At 61.6% G+C, this 22,449-nt stretch carries 21 protein-coding genes and 1 pseudogene; 12 read left to right on the top strand and 10 right to left on the bottom strand.

Annotated features, from left to right (window positions below; genetic code table 11):
- Nucleotides 1-2: 2 nt before the first annotated feature.
- Entirely contained in the window at nucleotides 3-575 is a 573-nt protein-coding gene (locus tag XI02_RS18490) for a TrbI/VirB10 family protein (protein ID WP_016840638.1), read from the bottom strand.
- A gap of 101 nt (nucleotides 576-676) precedes the next feature.
- Nucleotides 677-1,993, bottom strand: a pseudogene (traG, locus tag XI02_RS18485) (IncP-type conjugal transfer protein TraG); the annotation flags it as partial.
- Between the two features lie 471 nt (nucleotides 1,994-2,464).
- Here traG and XI02_RS18480 point away from each other — a divergent pair.
- Complete coding sequence (locus XI02_RS18480; protein WP_018271046.1) at nucleotides 2,465-3,130, top strand: hypothetical protein; 666 nt, start codon at nucleotides 2,465-2,467, stop codon at nucleotides 3,128-3,130.
- Nucleotides 3,127-3,717: an RES family NAD+ phosphorylase gene (locus XI02_RS18475; protein WP_016840641.1), complete on the top strand. Its 591-nt coding sequence runs from the start codon at nucleotides 3,127-3,129 to the stop codon at nucleotides 3,715-3,717. Before XI02_RS18480 ends, XI02_RS18475 begins: the two co-directional genes overlap by 4 nt.
- Nucleotides 3,718-3,743: 26 nt before the next feature.
- Here the strand turns inward: XI02_RS18475 and XI02_RS18470 are convergent, their stop codons facing one another.
- From XI02_RS18470 to XI02_RS18455, 4 genes are all read right to left on the bottom strand, one after another.
- A complete protein-coding gene (locus tag XI02_RS18470) occupies nucleotides 3,744-4,757 on the bottom strand; it encodes a DUF3363 domain-containing protein (RefSeq protein ID WP_018271045.1) in 1,014 nt (337 codons plus the stop codon).
- Nucleotides 4,758-5,065: 308 nt separating this feature from the next.
- Nucleotides 5,066-5,248 carry a hypothetical protein gene (locus XI02_RS18465; protein ID WP_016840642.1) on the bottom strand — a complete coding sequence of 61 codons (183 nt, stop codon included), beginning with the start codon at nucleotides 5,246-5,248 and terminating at the stop codon, nucleotides 5,066-5,068.
- A 188-nt stretch (nucleotides 5,249-5,436) separates the two neighbouring features.
- Complete coding sequence (locus XI02_RS18460; RefSeq protein ID WP_210290927.1) at nucleotides 5,437-5,961, bottom strand: hypothetical protein; 525 nt, start codon at nucleotides 5,959-5,961, stop codon at nucleotides 5,437-5,439.
- A gap of 78 nt (nucleotides 5,962-6,039) precedes the next feature.
- On the bottom strand, nucleotides 6,040-6,252 hold the full coding sequence (locus XI02_RS18455) for a hypothetical protein (protein WP_018271044.1): 213 nt from the start codon (nucleotides 6,250-6,252) through the stop codon (nucleotides 6,040-6,042).
- 344 nt (nucleotides 6,253-6,596) lie between these two features.
- Between XI02_RS18455 and XI02_RS18450 the strand changes: the two genes are divergently transcribed.
- Both XI02_RS18450 and XI02_RS18445 read left to right on the top strand, forming a co-directional pair.
- Complete coding sequence (locus tag XI02_RS18450) at nucleotides 6,597-7,487, top strand: 3'-5' exonuclease (RefSeq protein ID WP_018271043.1); 891 nt, start codon at nucleotides 6,597-6,599, stop codon at nucleotides 7,485-7,487.
- A gap of 171 nt (nucleotides 7,488-7,658) precedes the next feature.
- Complete coding sequence (locus tag XI02_RS18445) at nucleotides 7,659-7,883, top strand: hypothetical protein (RefSeq protein ID WP_125459135.1); 225 nt, start codon at nucleotides 7,659-7,661, stop codon at nucleotides 7,881-7,883.
- Between the two features lie 29 nt (nucleotides 7,884-7,912).
- Here the strand turns inward: XI02_RS18445 and XI02_RS18440 are convergent, their stop codons facing one another.
- The gene (locus XI02_RS18440; protein ID WP_016840648.1) at nucleotides 7,913-8,245 is read right to left on the bottom strand and encodes a hypothetical protein; all 333 of its coding nucleotides are present in this window, start codon (nucleotides 8,243-8,245) and stop codon (nucleotides 7,913-7,915) included.
- 225 nt (nucleotides 8,246-8,470) lie between these two features.
- Between XI02_RS18440 and XI02_RS18435 the strand changes: the two genes are divergently transcribed.
- A complete protein-coding gene (locus XI02_RS18435; protein ID WP_194483466.1) occupies nucleotides 8,471-8,728 on the top strand; it encodes a hypothetical protein in 258 nt (85 codons plus the stop codon).
- 675 nt (nucleotides 8,729-9,403) lie between these two features.
- Here XI02_RS18435 and XI02_RS18430 read toward each other — a convergent pair.
- Nucleotides 9,404-10,309: a recombinase family protein gene (locus tag XI02_RS18430; protein ID WP_080650354.1), complete on the bottom strand. Its 906-nt coding sequence runs from the start codon at nucleotides 10,307-10,309 to the stop codon at nucleotides 9,404-9,406.
- Nucleotides 10,310-10,821: 512 nt separating this feature from the next.
- Between XI02_RS18430 and XI02_RS18425 the strand changes: the two genes are divergently transcribed.
- Entirely contained in the window at nucleotides 10,822-11,622 is an 801-nt protein-coding gene (locus tag XI02_RS18425; protein WP_018271040.1) for a TetR/AcrR family transcriptional regulator, read from the top strand.
- A 7-nt stretch (nucleotides 11,623-11,629) separates the two neighbouring features.
- Here XI02_RS18425 and XI02_RS18420 read toward each other — a convergent pair whose 3' ends face one another.
- On the bottom strand, nucleotides 11,630-12,442 hold the full coding sequence (locus XI02_RS18420) for an enoyl-CoA hydratase/isomerase family protein (RefSeq protein ID WP_018271039.1): 813 nt from the start codon (nucleotides 12,440-12,442) through the stop codon (nucleotides 11,630-11,632).
- 69 nt (nucleotides 12,443-12,511) lie between these two features.
- Between XI02_RS18420 and XI02_RS18415 the strand changes: the two genes are divergently transcribed.
- The gene (locus XI02_RS18415) at nucleotides 12,512-14,458 is read left to right on the top strand and encodes an AMP-binding protein (RefSeq protein WP_018271038.1); all 1,947 of its coding nucleotides are present in this window, start codon (nucleotides 12,512-12,514) and stop codon (nucleotides 14,456-14,458) included.
- Between the two features lie 102 nt (nucleotides 14,459-14,560).
- On the opposite strand, the gene XI02_RS18410 is transcribed toward XI02_RS18415, so the two are convergent.
- Entirely contained in the window at nucleotides 14,561-15,370 is an 810-nt protein-coding gene (locus XI02_RS18410; protein WP_018271037.1) for an enoyl-CoA hydratase/isomerase family protein, read from the bottom strand.
- Between the two features lie 132 nt (nucleotides 15,371-15,502).
- Here XI02_RS18410 and XI02_RS18405 point away from each other — a divergent pair, with 132 nt between their 5' ends.
- The 5 genes from XI02_RS18405 (at nucleotide 15,503) to XI02_RS18385 (ending at nucleotide 22,422) form a co-directional block, all read left to right on the top strand.
- Complete coding sequence (locus XI02_RS18405) at nucleotides 15,503-17,044, top strand: class I adenylate-forming enzyme family protein (RefSeq protein ID WP_018271036.1); 1,542 nt, start codon at nucleotides 15,503-15,505, stop codon at nucleotides 17,042-17,044.
- Nucleotides 17,041-18,222 (top strand): hypothetical protein, encoded by a 1,182-nt coding sequence (locus XI02_RS18400; RefSeq protein WP_018271035.1) that lies wholly within the window; start codon nucleotides 17,041-17,043, stop codon nucleotides 18,220-18,222. The genes XI02_RS18405 and XI02_RS18400 overlap by 4 nt, the downstream gene beginning before the upstream one ends.
- Nucleotides 18,222-18,638: a Zn-ribbon domain-containing OB-fold protein gene (locus XI02_RS18395; protein ID WP_016840658.1), complete on the top strand. Its 417-nt coding sequence runs from the start codon at nucleotides 18,222-18,224 to the stop codon at nucleotides 18,636-18,638. The genes XI02_RS18400 and XI02_RS18395 overlap by 1 nt, the downstream gene beginning before the upstream one ends.
- 166 nt (nucleotides 18,639-18,804) lie before the next feature.
- Nucleotides 18,805-20,412, top strand: coding sequence for a carboxyl transferase domain-containing protein (locus tag XI02_RS18390; protein WP_016840659.1), 1,608 nt, complete (start codon nucleotides 18,805-18,807; stop codon nucleotides 20,410-20,412).
- Between the two features lie 15 nt (nucleotides 20,413-20,427).
- Complete coding sequence (locus tag XI02_RS18385; RefSeq protein WP_018271034.1) at nucleotides 20,428-22,422, top strand: biotin carboxylase N-terminal domain-containing protein; 1,995 nt, start codon at nucleotides 20,428-20,430, stop codon at nucleotides 22,420-22,422.
- Nucleotides 22,423-22,449: the final 27 nt, after the last annotated feature.

Here is a 22,449-nt window from a genome sequence, read left to right as displayed (position 1 = left end):
CCTCACCTGCTCTTCGCTACGACTTGAGCGTCCTGGTACGGCTTCAGCACCAGATCCTTCGAAACGATCACCCGCAGTGGCCATCCCGGCCGCACGGCGATCGTCGGTTGCACGTCGAGCTCACGCTCCACCAGGCGCTGGCCCGCACGATTGGTTGTCAGCTGCGTGCTTTCCCGCAGCGCCTTCACGAGATCGCTTTCGTCATTGCCGATTGACAGCTGGGTCCCTACACCGATCAGGGTCGCCAAGGCCACACCCTTGAGCAACTGCCAGGTATGGAAGTCCACCTCATCCTCTAGCCCGGCGTAACCCGCAACATCAGTAGCTGGAAGGTTCTCGATCACGATGGAATTGCCATTCGGTAGGATGAGACGCGTCCAGACGACAAGCGCACGCTTCTGGCCAAAAGCTACCACGCTGTCGTACTTGCCCAGCAGCCGAGTTCCCTGCGGGACAAGCAGATGTTCACCTGACACCGTATCGAAAATGTTCTCTGTAACCTGAGCGATCGTGGCACCGGGCAAATCCGAATTCAGCCCCGTAACCAAGCTCGCCGGAATAATCGTCCCTGCCATAACAGCATAGCTGGAAGGGGGCGGCGTCAACGCGTGCGGGTTGGTAGTCTCAGTGTCCGCTTTCGCTCCCACAAAGGCGAGCTTTCGCGCCTGCGACGAGGGTAGGCGCGGATGCCGTAGCCGGCCATGAAGGCGAGCGCGCTCTCAAAGAAATCAAGCCGGCCGAGCGCAGGAAATTCATCCAGCATCAGGAGCAGCTGGCGATGCTTTGCATCGCCAGCCCTGACGTTCAAGGACTCGGTCAATCGGCGGCCGATCTGGTTGAGGATCAGCCGGATCAACGGCTTGGTGCGGCTGATGTCTGACGGCGGGACGACCAGGTAGAGCGTGACCGGCCTGTCCGCACCGACGAGGTCCGCGATGCGCCAATCGCAGCTCTCGGTATTCCGGCTGACGACCGGATCGCGATAGAGGCCAAGGAAACTCACGGCGGTGGACAGCACGCCGGAACGTTCATTTTCAGACTTGTTTAGCAACTCCCGCGCGGTCGCGGCGACGACGGGATGGACCTTCGGCTCGGCTTCTGTTCCGAGATGGTTGGTAGCCAGCATGATCCGCAGCGTCTTCTCGAAGGACTGCGCCGGGTCAGCCAGGATCTCGGTGACCCGTGTCAGCGTCTTCTGTTGCTCTGCATAGAGGACGTGGAGGATGACGCCGACGAGCAGCGAGTGGCTGGTCTTCTCCCAGTGGCTTCGACGCTCCAATGCCCCTTCCGGGTCAACCAGGATGTCGGCAATGTTCTGAACATCGCGAACTTCGGCCGCGCCCTTGCGGACCTCGAGCAGCGGATTGTAGCGCGCGCTTGCTGAATCGGTCGGATTGAACAGCAGACAATGCGAGAAGGTCGAGCGCCAGCCGGACGTCAGCTCCCAGTTCTCGCCCTTGATGTCATGCACGACCGCCGATGAAGTCCAGGACAGCAGTGTCGGAAGCACCAGCCCCACGCCCTTGCCCGACCGCGTCGGTGCAAAACACATGACGTGCTCGGGTCCATCGTGACGCAGGTAGTAATTTTCAAATCGCCCGAGGAACACACCCCTGCCCGCGAGCAGGCCGGCAGCGCGGATCTCCTTCACATTGGCCCAACGCGCGGAGCCGTAGGTCGTGACCAGCTGGTTTTGCCGCGCCCGCCACACCGAATTGACGATTGCAAACAGCGCGCCCGCAATGCCGCCAGCCGCAGCGATAGCCCCGCCCTCCTCAAATATCTCGGGCGCATAGGGCTCATAGGCGAACCACCATTCGAACAATCGCCAGGGCAGATAGACCGGATAGCCGCTAACGGCGAACCACGGCGCGCCAAGCCGCCCCTGAAATCCGAGCGCCGCCGCCGTCCATTGCGTCGCTCCCCATGTCGACGCGATGACGATGCCGAAGACAACCGTGATCTGACCGACGTAGATTTTTGCCGGAAACATTGTCCGCCCCACTCGACGCTCGCAACGAGCGCGGCGAGATGAAAAGCGGGATGACGGCTCGCATTCAACCTGAATAAAAATCGTCGTCGGCAACGAGATCCGGCTCGATCAAACTCATCGAAGCAAGATCATTGTCGCGGCAGTCTCGGCGTGGGTGAGGAAGCTCCTCAATTGAAGGTGAATGGCATGATCAAACTGGAACACTGGTTCGACCTTGCCCAGGATTGGTGATCGCGCATGCGCACACCCAGCGAATGAACGAATCGAACGAAGGCCGCTTGTGCCTTCAACGTCGATGGTCGCATCGACCGTCAGCCTGAAAAAGGGCGCACGGGGACGAAAGCACTATCGCCGCGCGACGGCATCGATCCCTTACATGGAATCAATTATACTACCATAATACCTCTGTTGTGATTTGTCAAAGTTGACAAAGTTGCATTCGATACCGATATTGAAAGCGGAGTTCAGCTCATGTCCAAGGCACAGTCAAAGCCCTCCGGTACCGAGGATCTGTCCGTCCACGAGGACGGTGTGATGATGGTACTTAAGCAGAAACCCGCGGCCCTGAAGAGCCTCGCGCTCCCTGCCGACGCGCAGGTCGCCATCGTTTCCAAAAGCGTGACCGCACTGCAGAAGGTGCGTGAGCAGAACAAGCAACTAACGGGGCAAGCCTTCCGGTTCTTCTCCGAGGCGGCGAAGAAAACCGCTGTCGTCAACAAGGACGCATTCGCGCCCGATGCCCGCGCGCTCGCCGTCCTTGAGGGCGTCCGCATTGCGCAGGAGGATCTTCGGCGATCCGGCGGCGCGTATGATCTGGACCAGGTCAGAACGCTCCTGCGGGGAATCTCCCGACAGGCCGTCGACAAGCGCGTGCAGGAAGGCAGCCTCCTTGCGGTACCGGGTCCCAGCAACCACCGAAGCTTTCCGACGCTTCAGTTCAACGTCGACGGCGCCGTCGTCGAAGGTCTCAAGTCCGTCCAGGAGGCGCTGCCGACCAACAACCCCTGGACGGTTTTGAACTTCCTCGCCCAGCCTGACGACCGGTTGGGTGGCCGCAAGCCGATCGACCTGCTGAGGGAAGGCAAGGTTGAACTTGTGGTCGAGGCCGCCCGGCGCATGGCTCAGCAAGGCGCGTGACCGCTCCGCTGCCGCCGGACGATCTCGATCGCCGCCGTCCCCGCCAGGTCCGGCTGCGGGCGGGTACGATCATTCACCGGTTCTACACCGCCGGGTACGATCCGATCTTCTTCGACACTTCGCGTCTCGGCCGGCTGAATGCGCCCGACGGGAGCTATGGCGTGCTCTATGCCGCGCGGGAGCCTTTTGGCGCCTTCGCAGAGACGTTCCTCCGCGTGCCGGGACGGACGCTGCTCGATCCCAGCCTGCTCCGTCGCAAGGCCTATGCTCGCCTCAAGATCACGGCAGATCTTTCGCTGGTCAGACTGGCCGGCCCCTCCCTCGCCATTCTCGGCGCGACCGCCGAGGTGGTGCATGGCGGACTGCCTTACGACGTGCCGCAGGCCTGGTCGAAGGCGCTTTTCAGCCATCCGCTCAATCCCGACGGCATCGCCTATTACGCCCGCCACGACGACGAAGGTCTTTGTTATGCGCTGTTCGATCGCGCACGCAGCTCGGTCAGAGAAATCGATCGACAGGCCAACCTCGATCAGGACTGGTTCTGGCGTCTTGCGCAGCGGTACAGGGTCGGGCTTGCACCCGGCTAGCCCCGTCGAAGTCGGGAGGCTCTGAACTAGCGTCCGATGCCGCGCCTCATTCCGATCGACCAGGAAATGCCCTCTCCGCCGACGCTGCCGCTGACGAGTTGGCCACGCGCGCGCTCCAGAACCGGCCGCCAGGGCACCAGGACGAATTCGCGCGACTGCTCGATCAGCGCATACCGCCCGCTGCTGAGCGTCAGCATCCGCTTGTAGATGCCACTGAGGCTGTCGCCTGCCCTGACGTTGCGATATTCGAGCCCGGTGCGAGCGGAAATGTCCGCCGCCGTTTTCGCCAGCTCGCGCTCTTCAAGGATATGCAGCGTGTTCCGCGCATAGCGCGCCCGCCCTCCTTCTTCTCGCGCCAGCCCCTGTTCGATCAGCCACTGCCGTCTCGCCCGCAATGCCGTCTCGACCTCCGCGCCGAAACCGGTTGGCGCGAGCCCATCGGATTCCCTTGCGAGGAGCTTCCGGTCGAGCCAGGTCGCACCGACTGCCTGCGGCAGCTCTTCGAGCCTTTGCCAAGACAACACCGCAACGCGCAACGGATTGCGCGAGCGCTCGAGTTCCTCATACCGAAAAGCCCGATCGAGATAGTCCTGGCCGACCTTCCAGCCGCCATCGGCAAGGCGACTGACCGTCCCTTGCCGACGCATCGCCTCCAGTCGCCGGACATGGGTTCCGATATATTCGGCCGATGCTTGCGGATCCAACTCCCGGTGCAGGCGCTCGCTGTAAAAGCCGTCATTGGCCGCGGCCACTTCGGCAATCGTTCGATCCACCGGGCGCAGCTGCGCCGAACGCGGCCTAAGCTCCAGAATCGTGTTCCGCGCGGGCAGCTCTTCGTTGGCGCCGAGAGCACCGACCTCGGCATAGTGCGCCAGCCCGTCGACCCCATCGATCACCACATAGCGGCGCTCCGTCAGCTCATCCACAAACCCTTCGCCAACGACCCGCCCGATCAGGCGCCGGCCCTCGCTCCGCGGATCGAAGATCGCATAGCTGGCTGCCGCCCGCGAGATGCCCGCTGCACGCAATTCGCGATGCATGGTCTTGATGATGTCGCCGCGCTCGCCCAGGCGGCACGCCGATCGCGGGCTTCGATCCCGCTTCGATCAGCAAGGGTATCAGCGTTTTTGCCAGCCTGAGTTACCGGCTCTGGAGTCCGGATGCGCCGATCAGTCCGAAGCCGATGCTGCACAAATAGCTCAATGCCGGCGCGAGCCGTCGTTGCTGGAGTGGAATCAATCGACGCCGCCGGACCGTGCCGCAAAACGGCACGACTCACGAGAGCGGCTTGCGGCACGAGCACGCCACAGGCAAGAGCGGGAGTTCATATCCGCTCGGGATCAATCTGCTAGGCAAACTCCTCGGCCCGCTTCGCTTCGGCGTCATATAGTCGGATCTGCAGGACCGGAAAGCGCCTCTTCAGATCCCTGGCACCAGCCACGGCACCCTCCCTCGTGGTGAACTCCGTCTTCACCTGGCCATCGACAATCAATGCGTAGCCATTGTTCGGCAGCCCGTTCGACCGTTTCATCAGCAAGTCCCCAGCAAGATGCAGTCGATCCGAGTTACGGTGAGTCTGCGTGCCAGGGCAAGAGTGCGGGGTTCTGCGCAAAAAGAGATGGCAGGCACGTTCCGGATTTCCGTGCCTGGCTATCGGGCGCGACGCCACAACCGGCTACCGCACCTGCCGGATACTTCGAGACTACCGCTCACACGGTGCTATGCGTGCCACGCCGCCGACATGGTACTCTGCAGACTAGCATCATTCGGCACGGTGTGGACGCTTGCGCTGGTCGGATCGAAGCCAGGATTATTGGCCGCATAGGTTGCCATCGCCTGGACCAGTTGCGAGACTTGGCTGTCGAGCTTCAGGCCGCCGGCGGTGATCTCCTGCAGCTGCGAACCGGCACCGGAAAACCACCCGTTGACCGTGGCGCTGGTGTTGGTGCCAAGCAGGTCGATGAGCAACTTGTCGCCTGAACGCTCGAACCAGAGCTGGTCGCTGCTGATCGCGCCCACGAAATCGAGCTCGTTGCTGAAGCCTGTCGCGGTCGGAAGGTTGATTGCGGCCTGCCCGGTGCCAGACGACACCTGAAAGGAATTGCTCCTTGCCTCTCCGTTTGCCACCTCCGAGCCGGCGCCAAACTGGACGACTTTGGTGCCATAGGCATAGCGGCGTGGCGAAGCCACTTCCGCTGTCCCCGCCAACCAACTCGGCCACGTCGTAAATATTTCCGTTGCCATTCTTGAACGCAACGCAGCGTACCTGTGTATCGCGGTAGCGACTGCCTGGTTCCGAAGGAAACTCCCCGATATCTCTTGCTAGCCGCCGCTCGCCCGGCTCTTGAGCCATATGGCCGCTGCGCCAATCAGAGCCGTCGACACCCCGCTCCACCAGATCGAGCGCGGCCGCGCCGCGCTGATCGAACTGAGGTACAGCAATGCTCCGAGCACCACACCATAGTGCTTGCGAAACTCACCGCTTCTGCGAGCGATTTCAACGAGGTCCGAAGACCTGACTTGCGGATCTGCCATCACGACCACCTAACCGTCCGAAGACACCATCATAAAAGTGAATTGGGTATTTCGTCGAGTCATATTTCGTCTTTTCCGAATTTTGTGATCGAGGCGCGCCCGGTTGCTGCGCGAGGGATCGAGGCAGCGAGGCCGTGACGCGAAGCGGCACGGTCACGAGAGCCCGCCCGCATCCGCCGGCGCTCAAAACTGCTCCATCACCAGGCCAATTTCACGCAAGGCCTTCTCTTTGTCGGGTGCCGGCAGTGAGCCAGGACCTATCCACAGGCGCAACGATGCCGGTTCCGGCTTGATCGGGTAAGCTTGCCCGCCGCCACAAGGCCCCACCCCGATCACGCTCGATAATGACCGTTCAACCGACCCTCCCTGAGATCGCCGCCATGCTGGAACAGTCGCCCGACTACCGGGTACTGCGACGGCTGGTTCCCCGCGCCGAATTCACGCCACACGAACAGCCAGAGAAGATCGCGATCCTGCTCGACGTCGAAACCACCGGCCTCGATACCGCCATGGATGAGATCATCGAGCTCGGGATGGTCAAGTTCAGCTATCTTGCCGACGGCAGGATCGGCCGGGTCATCGACACCTTCAGCAGCTTCAACCAGCCGTCGATCGCAATTCCCGCCGAGATCACCGCGCTGACCGGCATCACCGATGAGATGGTTGCTGGTCACAGTCTCGATGAGGACCGCATCAACGCGTTCGCTTCCGAGGCGGTCGTCGTCATCGCGCACAACGCCGGTTTCGATCGCAGGTTCATGGAACGTTACGCGTATTTGTTCGTGCACAAGGCCTGGGCCTGCTCGGTCAGCGAGATCGAATGGCGCAGCCACGGCTTTGAGGGATCGCGCCTGTCCTATCTTTTGATGAAAGCCGGGCTGTTTCATGAGGCGCACCGGGCGGTCGACGATTGCCAGGCACTGCTCGAGATCCTGGCGATGGCCCTGCCCGAGCTCAATCGCACCGTGCTCTCGGTGCTGCTCGAGCGCGCCCGCCGCAAGACGATCAGGATCTGGGCCGAGCAGTCGCCCTTCGAGCTCAAGGACGAGCTCAAGCGACGCGGATACCGCTGGAGCGATGGCGCCGATGGCCGGCCGCGGTCCTGGTACATCGACGTCGATGATGGCAATCAGGCTGCCGAAATCGAGTATCTGCAGGAAACGGTCTACCAAAGAGACGTCGAGATCCGGATCCAGACACTCACAGCGTTCGACCGATTTTCCACAAGGGTTTAAGAACCAACTGTAGCTTTCACTGGATTCCAATGTGCGGCCGACGAATGCTTCTGCCGGCCACCTTCGGAATTGCCCGCTGGCCTCGATCTTGCCGCTAATCATTCATGAACGATTAGGCCAACATTACCGGACGCAAGGAGACAATCGCTCGCACCCCTGTTGGCTATGAACATGCAAAATCCTTGTCGTGCTCTTTGTCTGCTGACGGTTTTCAACGCCCCAGCGGCAGCATCTGCCCTCGCCTTGGAAAATATCAAGGCAAGGCTTGAAGCAGCCGGCTATTCGCAAATCCGCGAAGTGCCATCTGGCAAGATCAAGACGTTTAAGGCCACACGGGATGGGAAGGAACGGTCCATTCTCGTCGACAGCACCGGCCATATCCAGGAATTGCAATAGAGTCCTTGAGGCCCGAACCGCAATGGGGATCACCCGCGCAGCTGCAACGAGATCTCGGTGCTCGTGAACGTCCTCTCGGGTGTCAGCACCACTATGTCTACGACGGTCATCGAGCCCGGGTGGCTGTACACATATCTGACGTGCCAAAGCGGCCCGACGTCGGGCGAGATAACAAAATCTCCGGATTCGAGCGCGCGGGCGATCGTTCTGACTGCCACACTATTCTTTATCGGGACGGAGAAAACTGCGTCGACAAGCGCCGCAAGGGTTACCCCATCAGCAAGGAAGGCGCGAGCAACGTTGTCCCCGTGAGCCTCCCGGAGGGCCGACACGGTTGCGGCGACGGCTTCCGGGTTGTTCACTCTGCGCGCCTTGCTGAACCATGAGACGGTCAAGGTAACCGGGCTTCACCGGTGACCTCATCCTCATATAGGCCAGGAGCCCTTCCGTTGGTAACTCAAAGCGGACCGCCTTCACCCAGTCCAGAGCTCGCCCTTCGGCTCGATTCTGAAAAAACGCCCTTGCCACCAGCAGGAGGCGTAAACATCTAACATGTCGAGCAACGCAATATCCCTAACGGTAACAAGATGGACCTGACCGAAATCCAGAACTACGCGATACAGGCGAGAATGGCGTTCATCGTTGGCGCGGGAACGTTTGACCGCGTGTTCGCCGGCATCCGCTTTGCGGAGATCGACGGGTATCTTCTGTATGTCTACGCAAGAGACGAATCGAGCGCAGCCGAAATCGAGTACAATTTCGCCCTGCCCATCGCAATCGTTGCGTCGCAGATCGTCGGCCGGGAAATCGATGTCGTTGTCGTGCTACCGAAGGTCCTCCAGTGAGGGTCCCGCCAAGCGCCTGTTAGGCTTCTGCCGCGGCGGCTGCAGCTGTCGGATCGCCGCATACTGCACTTGTCCCAGCCACGTCTCGTTCGACGGCCAGAACACCGTATTGATCCGGATTTCGGCAGAGGCAGGACGGCCGTAATACAATCCCTGCCGATGTTGTCGTAACTTGCAGAGCATTTTTCACCTTTCGAGTTTTTACAGGCCCATTGCAGCCGGCCGGAAAGGACCGCCCCTTGGACGGTCCTTTTCGATTCCACGGTCCGTTTCAGCGGTCATTGCGGGGATTCACCTTTGAAGGAGCAACTCGCTCGAGACGCGGCAGACATCTTCCGACTGCTACGGGCATTCCGCGCGATTAAGGATCGAGCCGCACGGCGAAACGTTGTCGAGGCTTCGAGGCAATGGCCGAAAGTCGCGTAGCCGACAAGGCCCTCGACGACAAAGGCGGAAAGCCTCATGCTTGAGCGATGTGCTGCGGGCTAACTTAAGCCGGAGAACCGCTCCCTAGTGCCGTTCAATAGCTACGGTGTGCTCCGGAGGGAGTGCTGTAACGACCTTTGCGGGACGAAAAGCTTTGCGACTGTGAACCAAGGGACGGAGCGAGAACCCGGCTACGTCATGAGCCTTGCTGTTGGCAAGCGCTCCGGAAGCGGCGCCAGCTATTTGACCTTACGAGTTCCCGTTCGTCCAAGCGAAAGCTTTCGATTTATCCCCATCGACAGGGTATGCGGCGACTTGCGAGACTCGATTGTAAAGAAGGTTTCCGATAAAGGCTTCGTTTTTGAGAATGCGATAGATGAGCGCAGGATTCCAAGGGTGCCCCGTGGATGTCTCCACATTGCGGCGGTTCAGCTCTCTCGCGATCCATGCATCGCATTTTCCCTTGAGACATTGCGCGAAAATCCATTTGACGATGGCGACCTGATCCGGAGGCCCCGGCCGGATCTTCACGCGGTCGGATTGCAAAAATTTGGCCTCGCCCTTCTCCAGAAACATCTTCGGCCGCTGCTTCTGGTCAACCAGCTCGCGTCTGAGACCGTAAGTCTTCGGAGCGCCTACCGAGAACCCTTGCCGGATAACCCGCGAGTGGGAGGCATGCACTCTGGCCGATAGATCGCGACTGAAGTCGGCGGCCTGCGTTCGCTTGAGATACTTTCCCAAGGTGGAGGCCAAACTGAAGTCATTGTTGAATCCCTCGGCGCAATATTCGACCTCGACCCCGGCTTGCCGGCAGAGAAACTCGTAGTGAGCACCTTCGTCTAGATCTTGAAACCGCCCCCACCGGCTCACGTCGTATACGAGAAGCTGACCATAATCGGCTGCGCCTGTTGTGACATCGCTTATCAACCGTCGAAGGCCTGCTCGGTTCTTGATCTGAAGGCCGCTCTTGCCTTCGTCCGCATAGGTCTTGACGATCGCCAGACGGTGCGCGCTGGCGTAAGCCGCAATCACTGCCATCTGGTTTGCAATTGAGTAGATTTGCTTTTCGGTAGACATGCGAACGTACTGCGCCGCTCGCCGTTCCATGTCACCTTTTGGAAGGTGATCCTTCCTTATCGTAAGTGCATTTGCCATGGGCACTCCGACGGGGCCAGCTTACTCCATCTTTGCCATGCCCCAAAACCAACTTTGAAAATATTCTCTTTGCCGTCGGGCAAATCATCGATCCAATCACACACCCGATCAGTTTGCCGGCAGGCGCGGATCTTCTTGCCATATCGGTTCTATTTCCCGTACCGATCGGGGGCCTCGCCGAAGCGTGACGCCGGCACGCCCAAAGATGCATGAAAGCGATAGCCGCCCCCGAGCCGGCCACTCCATGCGCTGTCATCAGGAACTGGTCACCACCGCGGGATGGTGAAAAGCCGATCTTAAGTGAGTGACAACGTTGAACTTAGCTGAACGCGAAAGAGGCGGCGACAGAAACACCGCTTAGCCAGGAATGACTTCTCAACTCCCGCGGCATCGGAGGTTGTGCCGAATGTCGCCTGCCGCCTGCCAGGCGAGCCGCCACAGCCGCGCGGCTTGCGGGCCCTGTGTTTTGATGCCGTCAGGTACCATCGGGCTGTTACCTGCCGGATATTGCCATGCTCCGCGGAATCTGCTTCGACAACGATCATTGGTTGCACGAGCCGGCAGCCTGGTATGTCGACACGGAGCTTGCGGGAGGTATGAGAACGGTGCGGTCATCCTTGCGTTCCGGTGACCGGTCTGGCCCGAGGCCGGCGGGACGTCGGCCGAAAGCCCTCCCCCCAAGCCGCGGGCGCAAGACCGAGCCCGACAAAGGCCCTGCGGCCGCAACTCCCAAGTCCGAGCGGTCGCGAGACCTCATCCTGCATTCCGCGGCCCAGCTGTTCCGCCGCCAGGGATTTTCGGCCACGACCCTGCGCCAGATCGCAGCAAGGGCCAAGATCAAGGCCGGTAGCATCTACTACCATTTCGACTCCAAGGAGCAGATTCTCGACGAGGTGCTGGACCGCGGCCTCCGCCACGTGTTCGAGACGGTGAAGAACTCGGTCGAGCGAGCAGGAAAAGTATCGCACCGGCGCAAGATTGGTCTTGCGATCGAGGCCCATCTCGTCGCGCTCCTCGAGACGAGCGACTTCACTTCAGCCAACATTCGAATCTACGGACAATTGCCGGAGCAACTGAAGAAGCCGCACCGGCCGCTGCGGCGCGCATACGCAGAATATTGGGACCAGCTCTTCATCGATGCCCGGCGCGCTGGCGAGATCCGCGCCGATATGGAGGTGGTGCCATTGCGTATGTTCGTGATCGGGGCTCTCAACTGGACAATCGAATGGTTCAGGCTGGAAAACAGGGATGCCGTGCTCGAATTGGCCCGTCGCACAGAGACGCTGATCTTCGAAGGCGTCAATAAGCCCTGATCCCAATCTATCTGCCCTGCCAGACTGGCTTGCGCTTCTCTGCGAACGCTTTCGGCCCTTCGATCGCATCGAGACTGGCATAGGTCTCCTCATGCAGGCGCTCGGCCGCGACGAGGCCCTGCGCAAGCCCCAGGTCCATCGCGGCTAGCACACTCGCTTTGGCCGCCTTGACCGACAATGGCGCGCCCTCGACGATTTTCCGCGCCAGCTCAAGAGCGCGTTCGCGCACGGCCTTTGGTGTATCCTCAAGCGAGTTCACGAAACCATGCTCCGCGAGCCGTTCGATCGCGATCGTCTCGCCCGTCAGAACCATCTCCATCAGTAGGGGTTGCGGCACCATCCAAAGCATCGGCACCGCCCACGGGGACCCGCGCCCCATCTTGACCTCGCTTATTCCCGCACGGGTGCCGCGCAGCCCGATCCTCAAGTCGCACCTCAGCGCAAGCATCATCCCGCCGGCCATCAAAGATCCCGTCATGGCAGCAACGATGGGCTTGGAGACCTTCCGCATCGCGTGCTGCATGGGATCGCGCATCAGCGTCAGGATATCCACCCCGTCCCTCGCCCGGATTTCCGCGGCCTGCTTCAGATCCAGCCCTGCGCAAAATACCCCGCAATCCGCTGAGGTCAGGATGATCGCGCGGACCGAGGCGTCGGTTTCGACCCTGTCCCAGGCGTCGGTCAGGCCGTTCATCGCCTCGACCGAGAGCGCGTTCTTGCGTTCGGGACGGTCGATGGTCACCGTCGCGACGCCGTCTTCGACGGAATAGCGGACTTGCTCTTTTTCAGCCACGATATCTTCTTCCTTGAATTCTAACATTTGTTAGAATACATCGCCGCACGCCAGATGCAAGAACATGGCGCAGCTCTTGAGGCAGGAGGAAGCAAGATGGCGTATCTCTGGACGCCCCCCGCGGAACTGGTGGAGAAAAGCAACCTGAGCGCGTTTCTTCGCGCCACGGGGCAGCCGGACTACGACACGCTGGCGGCCAAGGCCGACATCGATCCAGCCTGGCTCGCGCAGGAAGTGTTTGGGTTCTGTGACGTTCGCTTCTATCGCAAGCCCGAGAAGATCCTTGATCTAGCACGGGGCGAACCGTGGGCGCGCTGGTGCGTTGGCGGGACCACGAACATCGTCCTCAATTGCATCGACAAGCACCGCGGAACTGAAGTCTGGGACAAGACATTCCTGCTCTGGGAAGGCGAAGACAGGCGCGAGCAGCGGCGACTGAGCTACGCCGAGTTCGCATTCGCTGTCGAACGGCTAGCATCGGGCCTGCGCAAGCTCGGCATCGGCAAGGGCGACGTCGTCGCGATCTACATGCCCAACCTGCCCGAAACCTTTATAGCTTTCTTTGCAATCCTGAAGATCGGGGCGATCGTGATGCCCCTGTTCTCCGGCTTCGGTCCCGACCCGATCAGGGCGCGGCTCAACCATGGTGAAGCGAAGGCCGTCATCACCGCGAACGGTACCTGGCGTCGAGGCGCGCCGGCTCCGCTGAAATCGGTTCTCGACGAGGCCCTGGAGACCGCACCAACCGTCCAGCACGTTATCGTGGCAAACCGCGGCGGGCTCGGCATCGACACCCCCATCCAGGCGGGACGCGACCACTGGTGGGATGAGATCGCCAAGGAGGAGGCAAACCTTCCGACCGTCGAGATGGACGCGGAAGATCCCGCCATCCTTCTCTACACGTCGGGTACGACCGGCGAACCAAAGGGCTGCGTGTGGACGCATATCAGCTTCATTGGCTCAATGGTGACGCGGGATATGATCATCTGCGGCGACTTCAAGCCAACGGACCTGTTTTTCTTCTTCAGCGACATGGGATGGATGGTGGGCGCGATGTGCGCCTGCATTCCAAGCTTTGCTGGCGGCAGACTCCTCGTGGCCGAGGGGACGCCCGATTATCCCGATACGGGACGCTTCTGGCGCCTGATCGCCGATCACAAGGTCACCTATCTCGGTGTTTCACCGACCATCGTGCGCGGCATGATGCGCCATGGCGATGAGGTCGAGCGATACGACCTCTCGAGCCTGCGAATGACTGCTTCGGGCGGCGAGGCCTGGACCGAGACACCGTGGCGATGGTTCTTCGAACACGTCTGCAAATCAAAGATCCCAATCATCAATATTTCTGGCGGAACGGAAGTCGGCGGCTGCATCTTCACCGGGACCCCCAACCATCCAATGAACCCATGTTCGTTCTCCCGGCCGGCCCTCGGAGTCGGCGCGGATATCGTCGACATGGCGGGTAACCCTGTCCCCGACGGCGAGGTCGGCGAGCTGGTGCTGCGTCATGCATCGATCGGGCTCACCAAGAGCCTGTGGAAGGGCGACCAGCGCTATCTCGAGAGCTACTGGAATACGATTCCGGGAATCTGGGTGCATGGCGACTTTGCCATGCGCGGCAAGGACGGTCTCTATTACATTCTTGGCCGCTCGGACGACACCCTCAAGATTTCGGGCAAGCGCGTCGGTCCGGCAGAGCTCGAGGGCGTGCTGACCGCAACCGGCAAGGTCGCGGAAGCTGCCGTCTTCAGCGTCCCGCATCCGGTCAAAGGCTCCGCTATCGTGTGTGCTTGCGTGCCGAGCCCCGGTGCGAAAGACCCCCGCGCGCTGTCGGAAGAGCTTGCCCAGGCCCTGGTGCAGGGAATGGGCACCTCGTACCGCCCGGAAAGGGTATTGCTGGTCGATGACCTGCCGAAGACGCGCAACATGAAGATCATGCGCCGCGTGCTTCGCGCAGTCTTCGAAGACAAGGACCCCGGCGATCTGTCGGCGCTCGCCAACCCCGAGGCGATCGACCATATCCGTCAGAAGCTCAAGGGATAGCTGTCGGCCCGGATTGGCCCGGACCAGGCGACGTCGCATGGCGTGAAGCCAGACATCAAGGCAACCACTCAGGTCGGTTGCCTTGACGGGGATCAGACGATCCTAGATCGGGCAATCCTTGGGGAAAGCTGGCTTGCGCTTCTCAAGGTGCGAGGCCAGGCCTTCGCGGGCTTCATTGCCGGCAAAGCCGAGGATTTCGAGGGCGGTTGACGTGTCGAACAGCGGCCCGTTGACGCGAAGCCAGTTGTTCAACGCATATTTGGTCCAACGGATCGCACTCTGTGCGCCGGTGGCGAGATCCTGCGCCGTTTCCAATGCGATGCTTTGCAGCTCCGCATCTTCGACGCACAGCGAAACCAGGCCGATCCGCTCGGCTTCCTCACCCGACAGCGGCTTGCACGTGAGCAGATAGTACTTTGCCTTCGCCAGTCCGCAGAGCAGCGGCCAGATGATACAGGCGACGTCGCCAGCGGCGACACCGAGCCGGGTGTGGCCGTCCACGATCCGCGCCGATTTGCCACAGATCGACACGTCGGCAAGGATCCCGACGACGAGGCCGGCGCCCACGGCGACGCCGTTGATCGCCGAGATGATTGGCTTGTTGCAGTTGATGACGTTGTAGACGAGATCCTTGGCCTCTTTCCAGGTCGCCATCCGCGCGGCCGGATTGTCGAGCAGCGACTTGATCAGCTCGAAATCGCCGCCGGCCGAGAATGCCTTGCCCGCTCCCGTGACAATCACGGCGCTGATGTCGGGATCGCTGTCGATGTCTCTCCAGATGTGAGTGAGCTGTGTATGGGTCTCGGCGTCGACGGAGTTATAGGTCTCCGGTCGGTCGAAGGTGATCCGAAGGATCCGTTCAGCCGGATAGTCGAGCTTCAACCTCGTGTAGGCCGCGTACCGATTGGACATATTGATCTTCCCGCTTTTGGCGCTTAAGAAGCGCTACCAATTATTTCTAACAGATGTTAGAATTTGTAGTCGGCCGGCGCAAGCACTGGCTCGAAACAAGAATGTCGAAAGACAGCGCTCGAGGAAACGTTGATGGAAACCGGGCTCAGTATCCAGACAGGGGGCGGATCCGGCATCGGAACCGTCGGTGCGTTGTTCGAGGCCTGTGCAGAGCTTCATGCCAACAGGCCTGCGATCGAATACCGCGGCCGGCGCGTGACTTATGGGGAGTTGCGCGACCGGGTCCGTCGGTTGACCGTCCTGCTTGCCGCGCGGGGCCTGCAACGTGGCGACCGGCTTGGCCTGCTGTCGCGCAACCGTCCCGAATATCTCGAGATCGAGTTGGCGGCCGCCAATCTCGGGATCATCACGGCTTGCCTTAACTGGCGGTTGTCGGAGCGCGAACTCTCCTATTGCATCGAACTGGTGTCGCCCAAGCTGCTGCTGGTCGAGGCCGACCTCGCAGCAAGCCTCCCGCCGGCCGCAAAGGCGAATCCAATCCTGGAGATCGGATCTCAATACGAAAGCGAGCTTACGCGAGCAGACGGGCGGGCATCCCCGTCTGTCGCCGAACCGGAAGATGGGCTCGTCATTCTCTACACCAGCGGAACGACCGGCCTGCCGAAAGGCGCCGTGATTTCGCACCGCGCGATGGTCATGCGGGCGTTGGTGTTCTCCTCCGAACTCGGTATCGCTCCGCACGACACATTCGTCGCATGGGCCCCCCTGTTCCACATGGCCTCGACCGATCATGCTCTCGCCACCCTGCTGCGCGGCGGAACTGTCGTTGTGATCGACGGCTTCCAGCTGGAACCGCTGCTGACGGCCGTTTCCCAACACGACATCGGCTGGCTGGTCCTCATTCCCGGCATGGTGGAGGCGCTTATCGATGGTCTGAAAGCGCAACGCACCAAGGTGAAGGGAGTGCGGGTGTGCGGAGCCATGGCGGATCTGGTCGCCCCGCACGCCATTGCCGAGGTCACCGAAATGCTCGGCGCCCCCTATCTCAACAGCTTCGGCTCGACCGAGACCGGCCTGCCGCCGGCGACGCGGGCGCTGATTGCGCCAGGCGATGTGCCGGCCAGCCTGTCCAAGCGGCAAAATGCGTTCTGCCAGATCAAGCTGGTGGACACCTCCGACAACGAGGTCGCGCCCGGTGAGCCCGGCGAGTTGGCCATCCGCAGCCCGACACTATTCTCCGGCTATTGGCGCGCGGACGAGACCAACGCGCGCGACTTCCGCGGCGGCTGGTTTCACATGGGCGACGTGTTCAGGCGCAACGCCGACGGATCGCTCGATTTCGTCGACCGCGCCAAATACCTGATCAAGTCGGGCGGCGAGAATATCTATCCCGCCGAAATCGAACGCGTCCTGCTAGGCGACGATCGGATCGCGGAAGTCGCAGTCGTCCGCGCTGCCGACCCAAGGTGGGGAGAGGCCCCCGTCGCCTTTGTCGCGTGCCGCGAAGGGGCTGCAATGACGGTAGCCGAGCTCACCGAACTGTGCCGACGCGAGCTGGCGAGCTACAAGCGGCCGCGCGAATTCCGTTTCATTACCTTCGGTGAATTCCCTCGCTCGACAAGTGGCAAGGTCCAGCGCCACGAACTCGAGCGCCTGTTGAAAGTTTCCACATGAGCGACACCAGCCTGAGAGGAAAGGTTGCCGTCATCGGCATCGGATTGTCGGCGGTCGGCAAGGTGCCAGGCCGCAGTCCGCTCTCGCTTGCGGCAGAGGCCGCAGCGAACGCACTCGCCGACGCCGGCCTCGCCAAGAGCCAGGTGGACGGCGTGCTGTCGAGCCATGCCTTCGCCTCCCCGTTCCATCGCTTCAGCGTTGCCTTCAGCGAGTATTTTGGAATCCGTCCGACCTTCTCGAACACGTTGCAGGTGTCCGGCGCCACGGCGGCGACGATGTTCAGCATTGGTGCGGCCGCCATTCACGGCGGCCTCGCCAAGGTGGTGCTGCTAGTCGCGGCCGACAGCCTGATGACGGGGCTGACGCCGGATCTGGCGCTGCGTTCGCTCACCGAAAGCCGGGATCAGCAATACGAGATGCCGTTCGGCATTCCGGTTGCCAACACCTTCGCAATGACCGCGCACCGGCATATGAGGGAGTTCGGCACCACGCCCGAGCAGTTGGCGGAGGTCGCCGTCGTGCACAGGCGTCACGCGGCGCGGACCCCCGGCGCGCAGCAGACGACACCGATCACCGCAGCGGACGTGCTCAGTTCGCCCATGGTCACCACGCCCTATCACAAGCTCGACTGTTCGCTGATCTCGGACGGCGGCGCGGCATTTGTCCTCACGTCGGCCGAGCATGCGAAGGCACTTGGGATCGGCAGGTCGATCTACATCCTCGGTTGCGGAGAATGCTACACCCACGAGCATATCTTCCTGATGCCGTCCCTGACCACGACCGGTGCCGTCGAATCCAGCCGGCGGGCCTATGCAATGGCCGGCTACCAGCCGCGCGATATGGATGTCGCCGGCATCTATGATTGCTTCACAGGCACCGTGGTGATGATGCTTGAGGACCTCGGCTTCTGCCGCAAGGGTGAAGGCGGCCCGTTCGTCGCCGACGGACAAATGAGCTACGGCGGCCAAATACCCTCCAACACCCATGGCGGCCTGCTGTCATTCGCGCATTCCGGAATGCCTGGCGCCCTGTTCCACTTCCATGAGGTGATCGCGCAGCTGCGTGGGCAATGCGGCGAGCGGCAGGTCGACCGCGCCGCGCTCGGGCTGGTGCACAGCCTCGGTGCGGGATTCGCCACCAATGCCACGGCCATTCTGGGCACGGAGGAAACGCTGTGATGGCATCCGAGGATTCCACTCGAAAGCCCCTGCCCGCGCCGGATTCCGATACGAGCGCATTCTGGCTTGGCTTGCGACAAGGCAAGCTCCTGCTGCAGCACTGCCGCCGATGCCGCAACGTGCAGTACTACCAGCAAACCACATGCCGCGAATGCGGCGGCGATGAGCTCGTGCACAGGCCCGCGACCGGCCGCGGCAAGGTGCACTCCTTCAGCGTGGTCTATCGCGCTCCCGGCCCCGCATTCAAGGCGGATGTCCCCTATGCCGTGCTGCTCGTCGAACTCGACGAAGGGCCGCGCATGATCAGCGCCCTGACGGGGAGCGATCCGGCGGATGTCACCTTCGACATGGAGGTCGAGCTCGCATTCGACCAGGTCTCTGACGACATAACTCTGCCGCGCTTCCGGAAAGCCTGAAGGACCCGCATGAGTTCTGCTTGCATCTGCGCGCGATCGATTCTAACAATCGTTAGAATTTCGCAATGCCTCGATTTTGTAGCGCTCACATCGCCAACCCACCGGTCGATTACACCAGCGGCAAGCCACCCATCGGCTTGCCGCGCAGCCGCCAGGACCACCCGCAATGGCAATCATGAAATCGGATGTCGTCACCTCGACCGAGGACTACGCCCGCAACCGCAGCGCCTACACTGAGCGCGTTGCGGATCTCAGGCGGCGCCGGGCCATGGCAGCACTGGGCGGTCCGGAACGGGCACGCAAGCTTCACAAGGAACGCGATCAGCTGCTGCCGCGCGAGCGGATCGCGGCGCTGATCGATCCCGGATCACCGTTCCTCGAATTCTGTCAGCTGGCCGGCGACGGCCTGTACGAAGGCGTACCGCCCGGCGGCAGCATCATTACCGGCGTTGGAATGATCTCCGATCGTCCCTGCATGATCATCGCCAACGAGCCCACCGTAAAGGGCGGCACCTATTACGGTATCACCTGCAAGAAGCATGTTCGTGCGCAGCGCTTCGCCTGGCAGCACCGCCTGCCCTGCGTGACCCTGGTCCAATCCGGCGGCGCCAACCTGCCCGACCAGCCCAATATCTTCCCTGACGATGGCCAGTTTGGCTCGATCTTCTACAACCAGGTCAGGATGTCGGCTGAAGGCATCCCGCAAATTGCGGTGGTGCACGGTCCCTCTACCGCAGGCGGCGCCTACATTCCCGCGTTGAGCGATGAGACCGTCATCATCAGAAACCAGGGCGCCATGTTCCTAGGCGGGCCGCAGCTGGTCTATGCGGCGACCCGCGAAGAGGTCGGCATCGAGGCACTCGGCGGCGGCGAGATGCATAGCCGAGTGAGCGGTGTCACTGACCATCTCGCCGAGAACGACGCCCATGCAATTGCCATCACCCGCGAGATCGTCGCCAGTCTCGGCGAGATCCCCCGGCAAACCCGGACCGTCGCCCCGGCGCGCGAGCCACACTTCGACCCCAACGAAATCTACGGCCTGATCAGTTCGGATCCGCGCATTCCCACCAATAATCGCGATGTCCTTGCGCGTCTCGTCGACGGCAGTGAATTCCATGAGTTCAAGCCGCTCTATGGCGATACGCTGGTGACCGGCTTTGCGCGAATCATGGGATTTGAGATCGGCATTCTCTGCAACAACGGCGTGCTGTTCTCCGAAAGCGCGCTGAAAGCGACGCACTTTATCGAGCTGTGCTGCAAGCGTGACATCCCGCTGCTGTTCATGGCGGATGTAACGGGCTTCATGGTTGGCCGTGAAGCCGAGGAAGGCGGCATCACCAAGAACGGCGCAAAAATGATCACGGCAATGGCAAGCGCCAATGTCCCGAAATACACGCTCATCATGGGTAATGCCTACGGCGCGGGATACCTCGCGATGTGCGGCCGGGCGTTCCGGCCAAATGCCATGATGATGTGGCCAAATGCCCGTTCCGCCATCATGGGTCCCGACCAGGCCGCGACCACGCTCGCGATGGTTCGCGACGAGGTGCACAAACGCGAGGGCACGAGTTGGACGGACGCCGAGCGCGAGGCCTACATGGCGCCGACCCGGCGAACGTTCGAGGATTTCGCCAATGCCTACAATTTCGCCCGCAACACCTGGTGCGACATGGTGATCGATCCGCTCGAAACCCGCAGCGTGATGGCGCTGTTGCTTGACCTCGCCGGGCGCGTCCCGCGTCAGCACACCGATTTCGGCGTGTTCCGGATGTAGACGAAGGGGGCCGCCATGTTCAGGAAAATTCTGATTGCCAATCGAGGCGAAATCGCCTGCCGCATCGCCCGCACCTGCCAACGGCTCGGCGTTGCGGTTTCCACCGTGCACTCCACCGCAGATGCCGACGCCTTGCACGTCAGGGTTATCGGTGAATCCATCGGGATCGGCGGCGCGCCGGCATCGGAAAGCTATCTGCGGATCGATGCCATCATCGCCGCCGCGAAAACGACCGGCGCGGAGGCGATCCATCCTGGTTTCGGCTTCCTGGCCGAAAACACCGACTTTGCCCGCGCGGTCGAAGCAGCCGGACTGGTATTCATCGGACCGACGCCGGATACCATCGAGCGGCTGGGCGACAAGGCATCCGCGAAGCGGGAAGCCGTCGCCGCCGGTGTCCCCACGGTACCCGGAAGCGAAGCTCCGAGCGAGGATCGCATCGAAGTCGAACGCAGCGTCCGCCGGCTCGCACTGCCGGTCATGCTCAAGGCCGCGGCCGGCGGCGGTGGCAAGGGAATGCGGGCGATCTCGACCTATGACGGACTTGCCGACGAAATCGAGTCCGCGATGCGTGAGGCAAGGAATGCTTTCGGCGACGCAAGGCTGATCGTAGAGAAACTGATCCTGCAAGGCAGGCACATCGAGGTGCAAATCGCGGGTGACGGCGACGGCAACGTGATCCACCTGTTCGAACGTGAATGCACGCTGCAGCGTCGCCACCAGAAGCTCATCGAGGAAGCGCCAGCTGCCAACCTGGCTCCCGCCTTACGCCAGCGTATCCTCGACGACGCTGTCCGGCTCGGACGCAGGCTCAGATATCGTGGCGTCGGCACGGTCGAATTCATCGTCACCGGCACCGACCATTATTTCCTGGAGGTCAATCCCCGGCTCCAGGTCGAGCATCCCGTAACCGAGATGGTTACCGACATCGACATCGTCGAGGCTATGCTCCGCATTGCCGCTGGCGAAGGCCTGCCGGTGAAGCAGGGCGAAGTGTTGTGCCAGGGCCACGCGATCGAGGCGCGGATCTGCGCCGAAGATCCGAATGACAGCTTCATGCCATCCACTGGAGAGCTCGCCCATGTCAGGTTCCCGTCCAGCGGCATTCGCGTCGAGACCGGCGTCGAAAGTGGGTCAATCGTCACGCCCTATTACGACTCGATGCTCGCCAAGCTGATTGCTCATGCCGCCTCCCGCGATCAGACGCTCGACCAACTCGATCGTGCGCTCGGTGAAACCTCGATCTTCGGTGTCATCACCAACCGGGATTTTCTCCGTCGATTGATCGCCTTGCCCGCGACCCGCGCCGCGACTTTTCATACCCGTCTGATCGACGAACAGATCGATGCGCTCGCGGCCACCGCTGGCGACATTGACCCGGAAGCGCTGGCGGTTGGTGCGTTTTTCTGGATGATGCGCCAGCGCGCTGCCGCTTCCGGCAACCCCTGGCAGTCCAACAGTCTGACCGGCTGGCAGATGGCGGCAGCCGATGACGGCTTGTCACCGATCCCCATTCTCCACCTCGAAGCCGCAGGCGACAGCGCGGAGATCCGCTTTGCGCCCTTGCAGCCAGATGGCTCGATGCTGATCGGTGTCGACGATGACAGGATTCGGGTGCAGCTTTCGCCGCTTGCCGATGACACGTTCGCAGCCACAGTCAACGCGCGCTGCGAGACCGTGCGGATCGTACAGAAAGACCAGGCGATCTTCGTGCACGATCCACGCCGCGCCCATAGCATGACCGCGATCCCCTACCTCAGATACATCAGCACCGACGCCGAGATCAGCGGCGAACTGCGCGCCCCGATGACCGGCCTGGTGTTGAAGATCAATGTCACGGTCGGTAGCCGCGTGAAGGCAGGCGATCCGACCGTTGTCATGGAATCCATGAAGATGGAACTGCGCATTGCCAGCGAGGTGAACGGCATCGTGACCGCCGTCCACTTCAAACCCGGCGACACCGTCGAGCGAAACGCCGTCGTCGCCGTCGTCGAGCCTGCCCCGCAATAGCCACCTCCTCACGAACCCTTCAGGAAA

The sequence above is a fragment of the Bradyrhizobium sp. CCBAU 21365 genome, from assembly GCF_015291305.1.
Classification (GTDB): domain Bacteria; phylum Pseudomonadota; class Alphaproteobacteria; order Rhizobiales; family Xanthobacteraceae; genus Bradyrhizobium; species Bradyrhizobium elkanii.
Note: the sequence above shows the minus strand (reverse complement) of the source record. Positions and strands in the feature narration are given on the sequence as shown.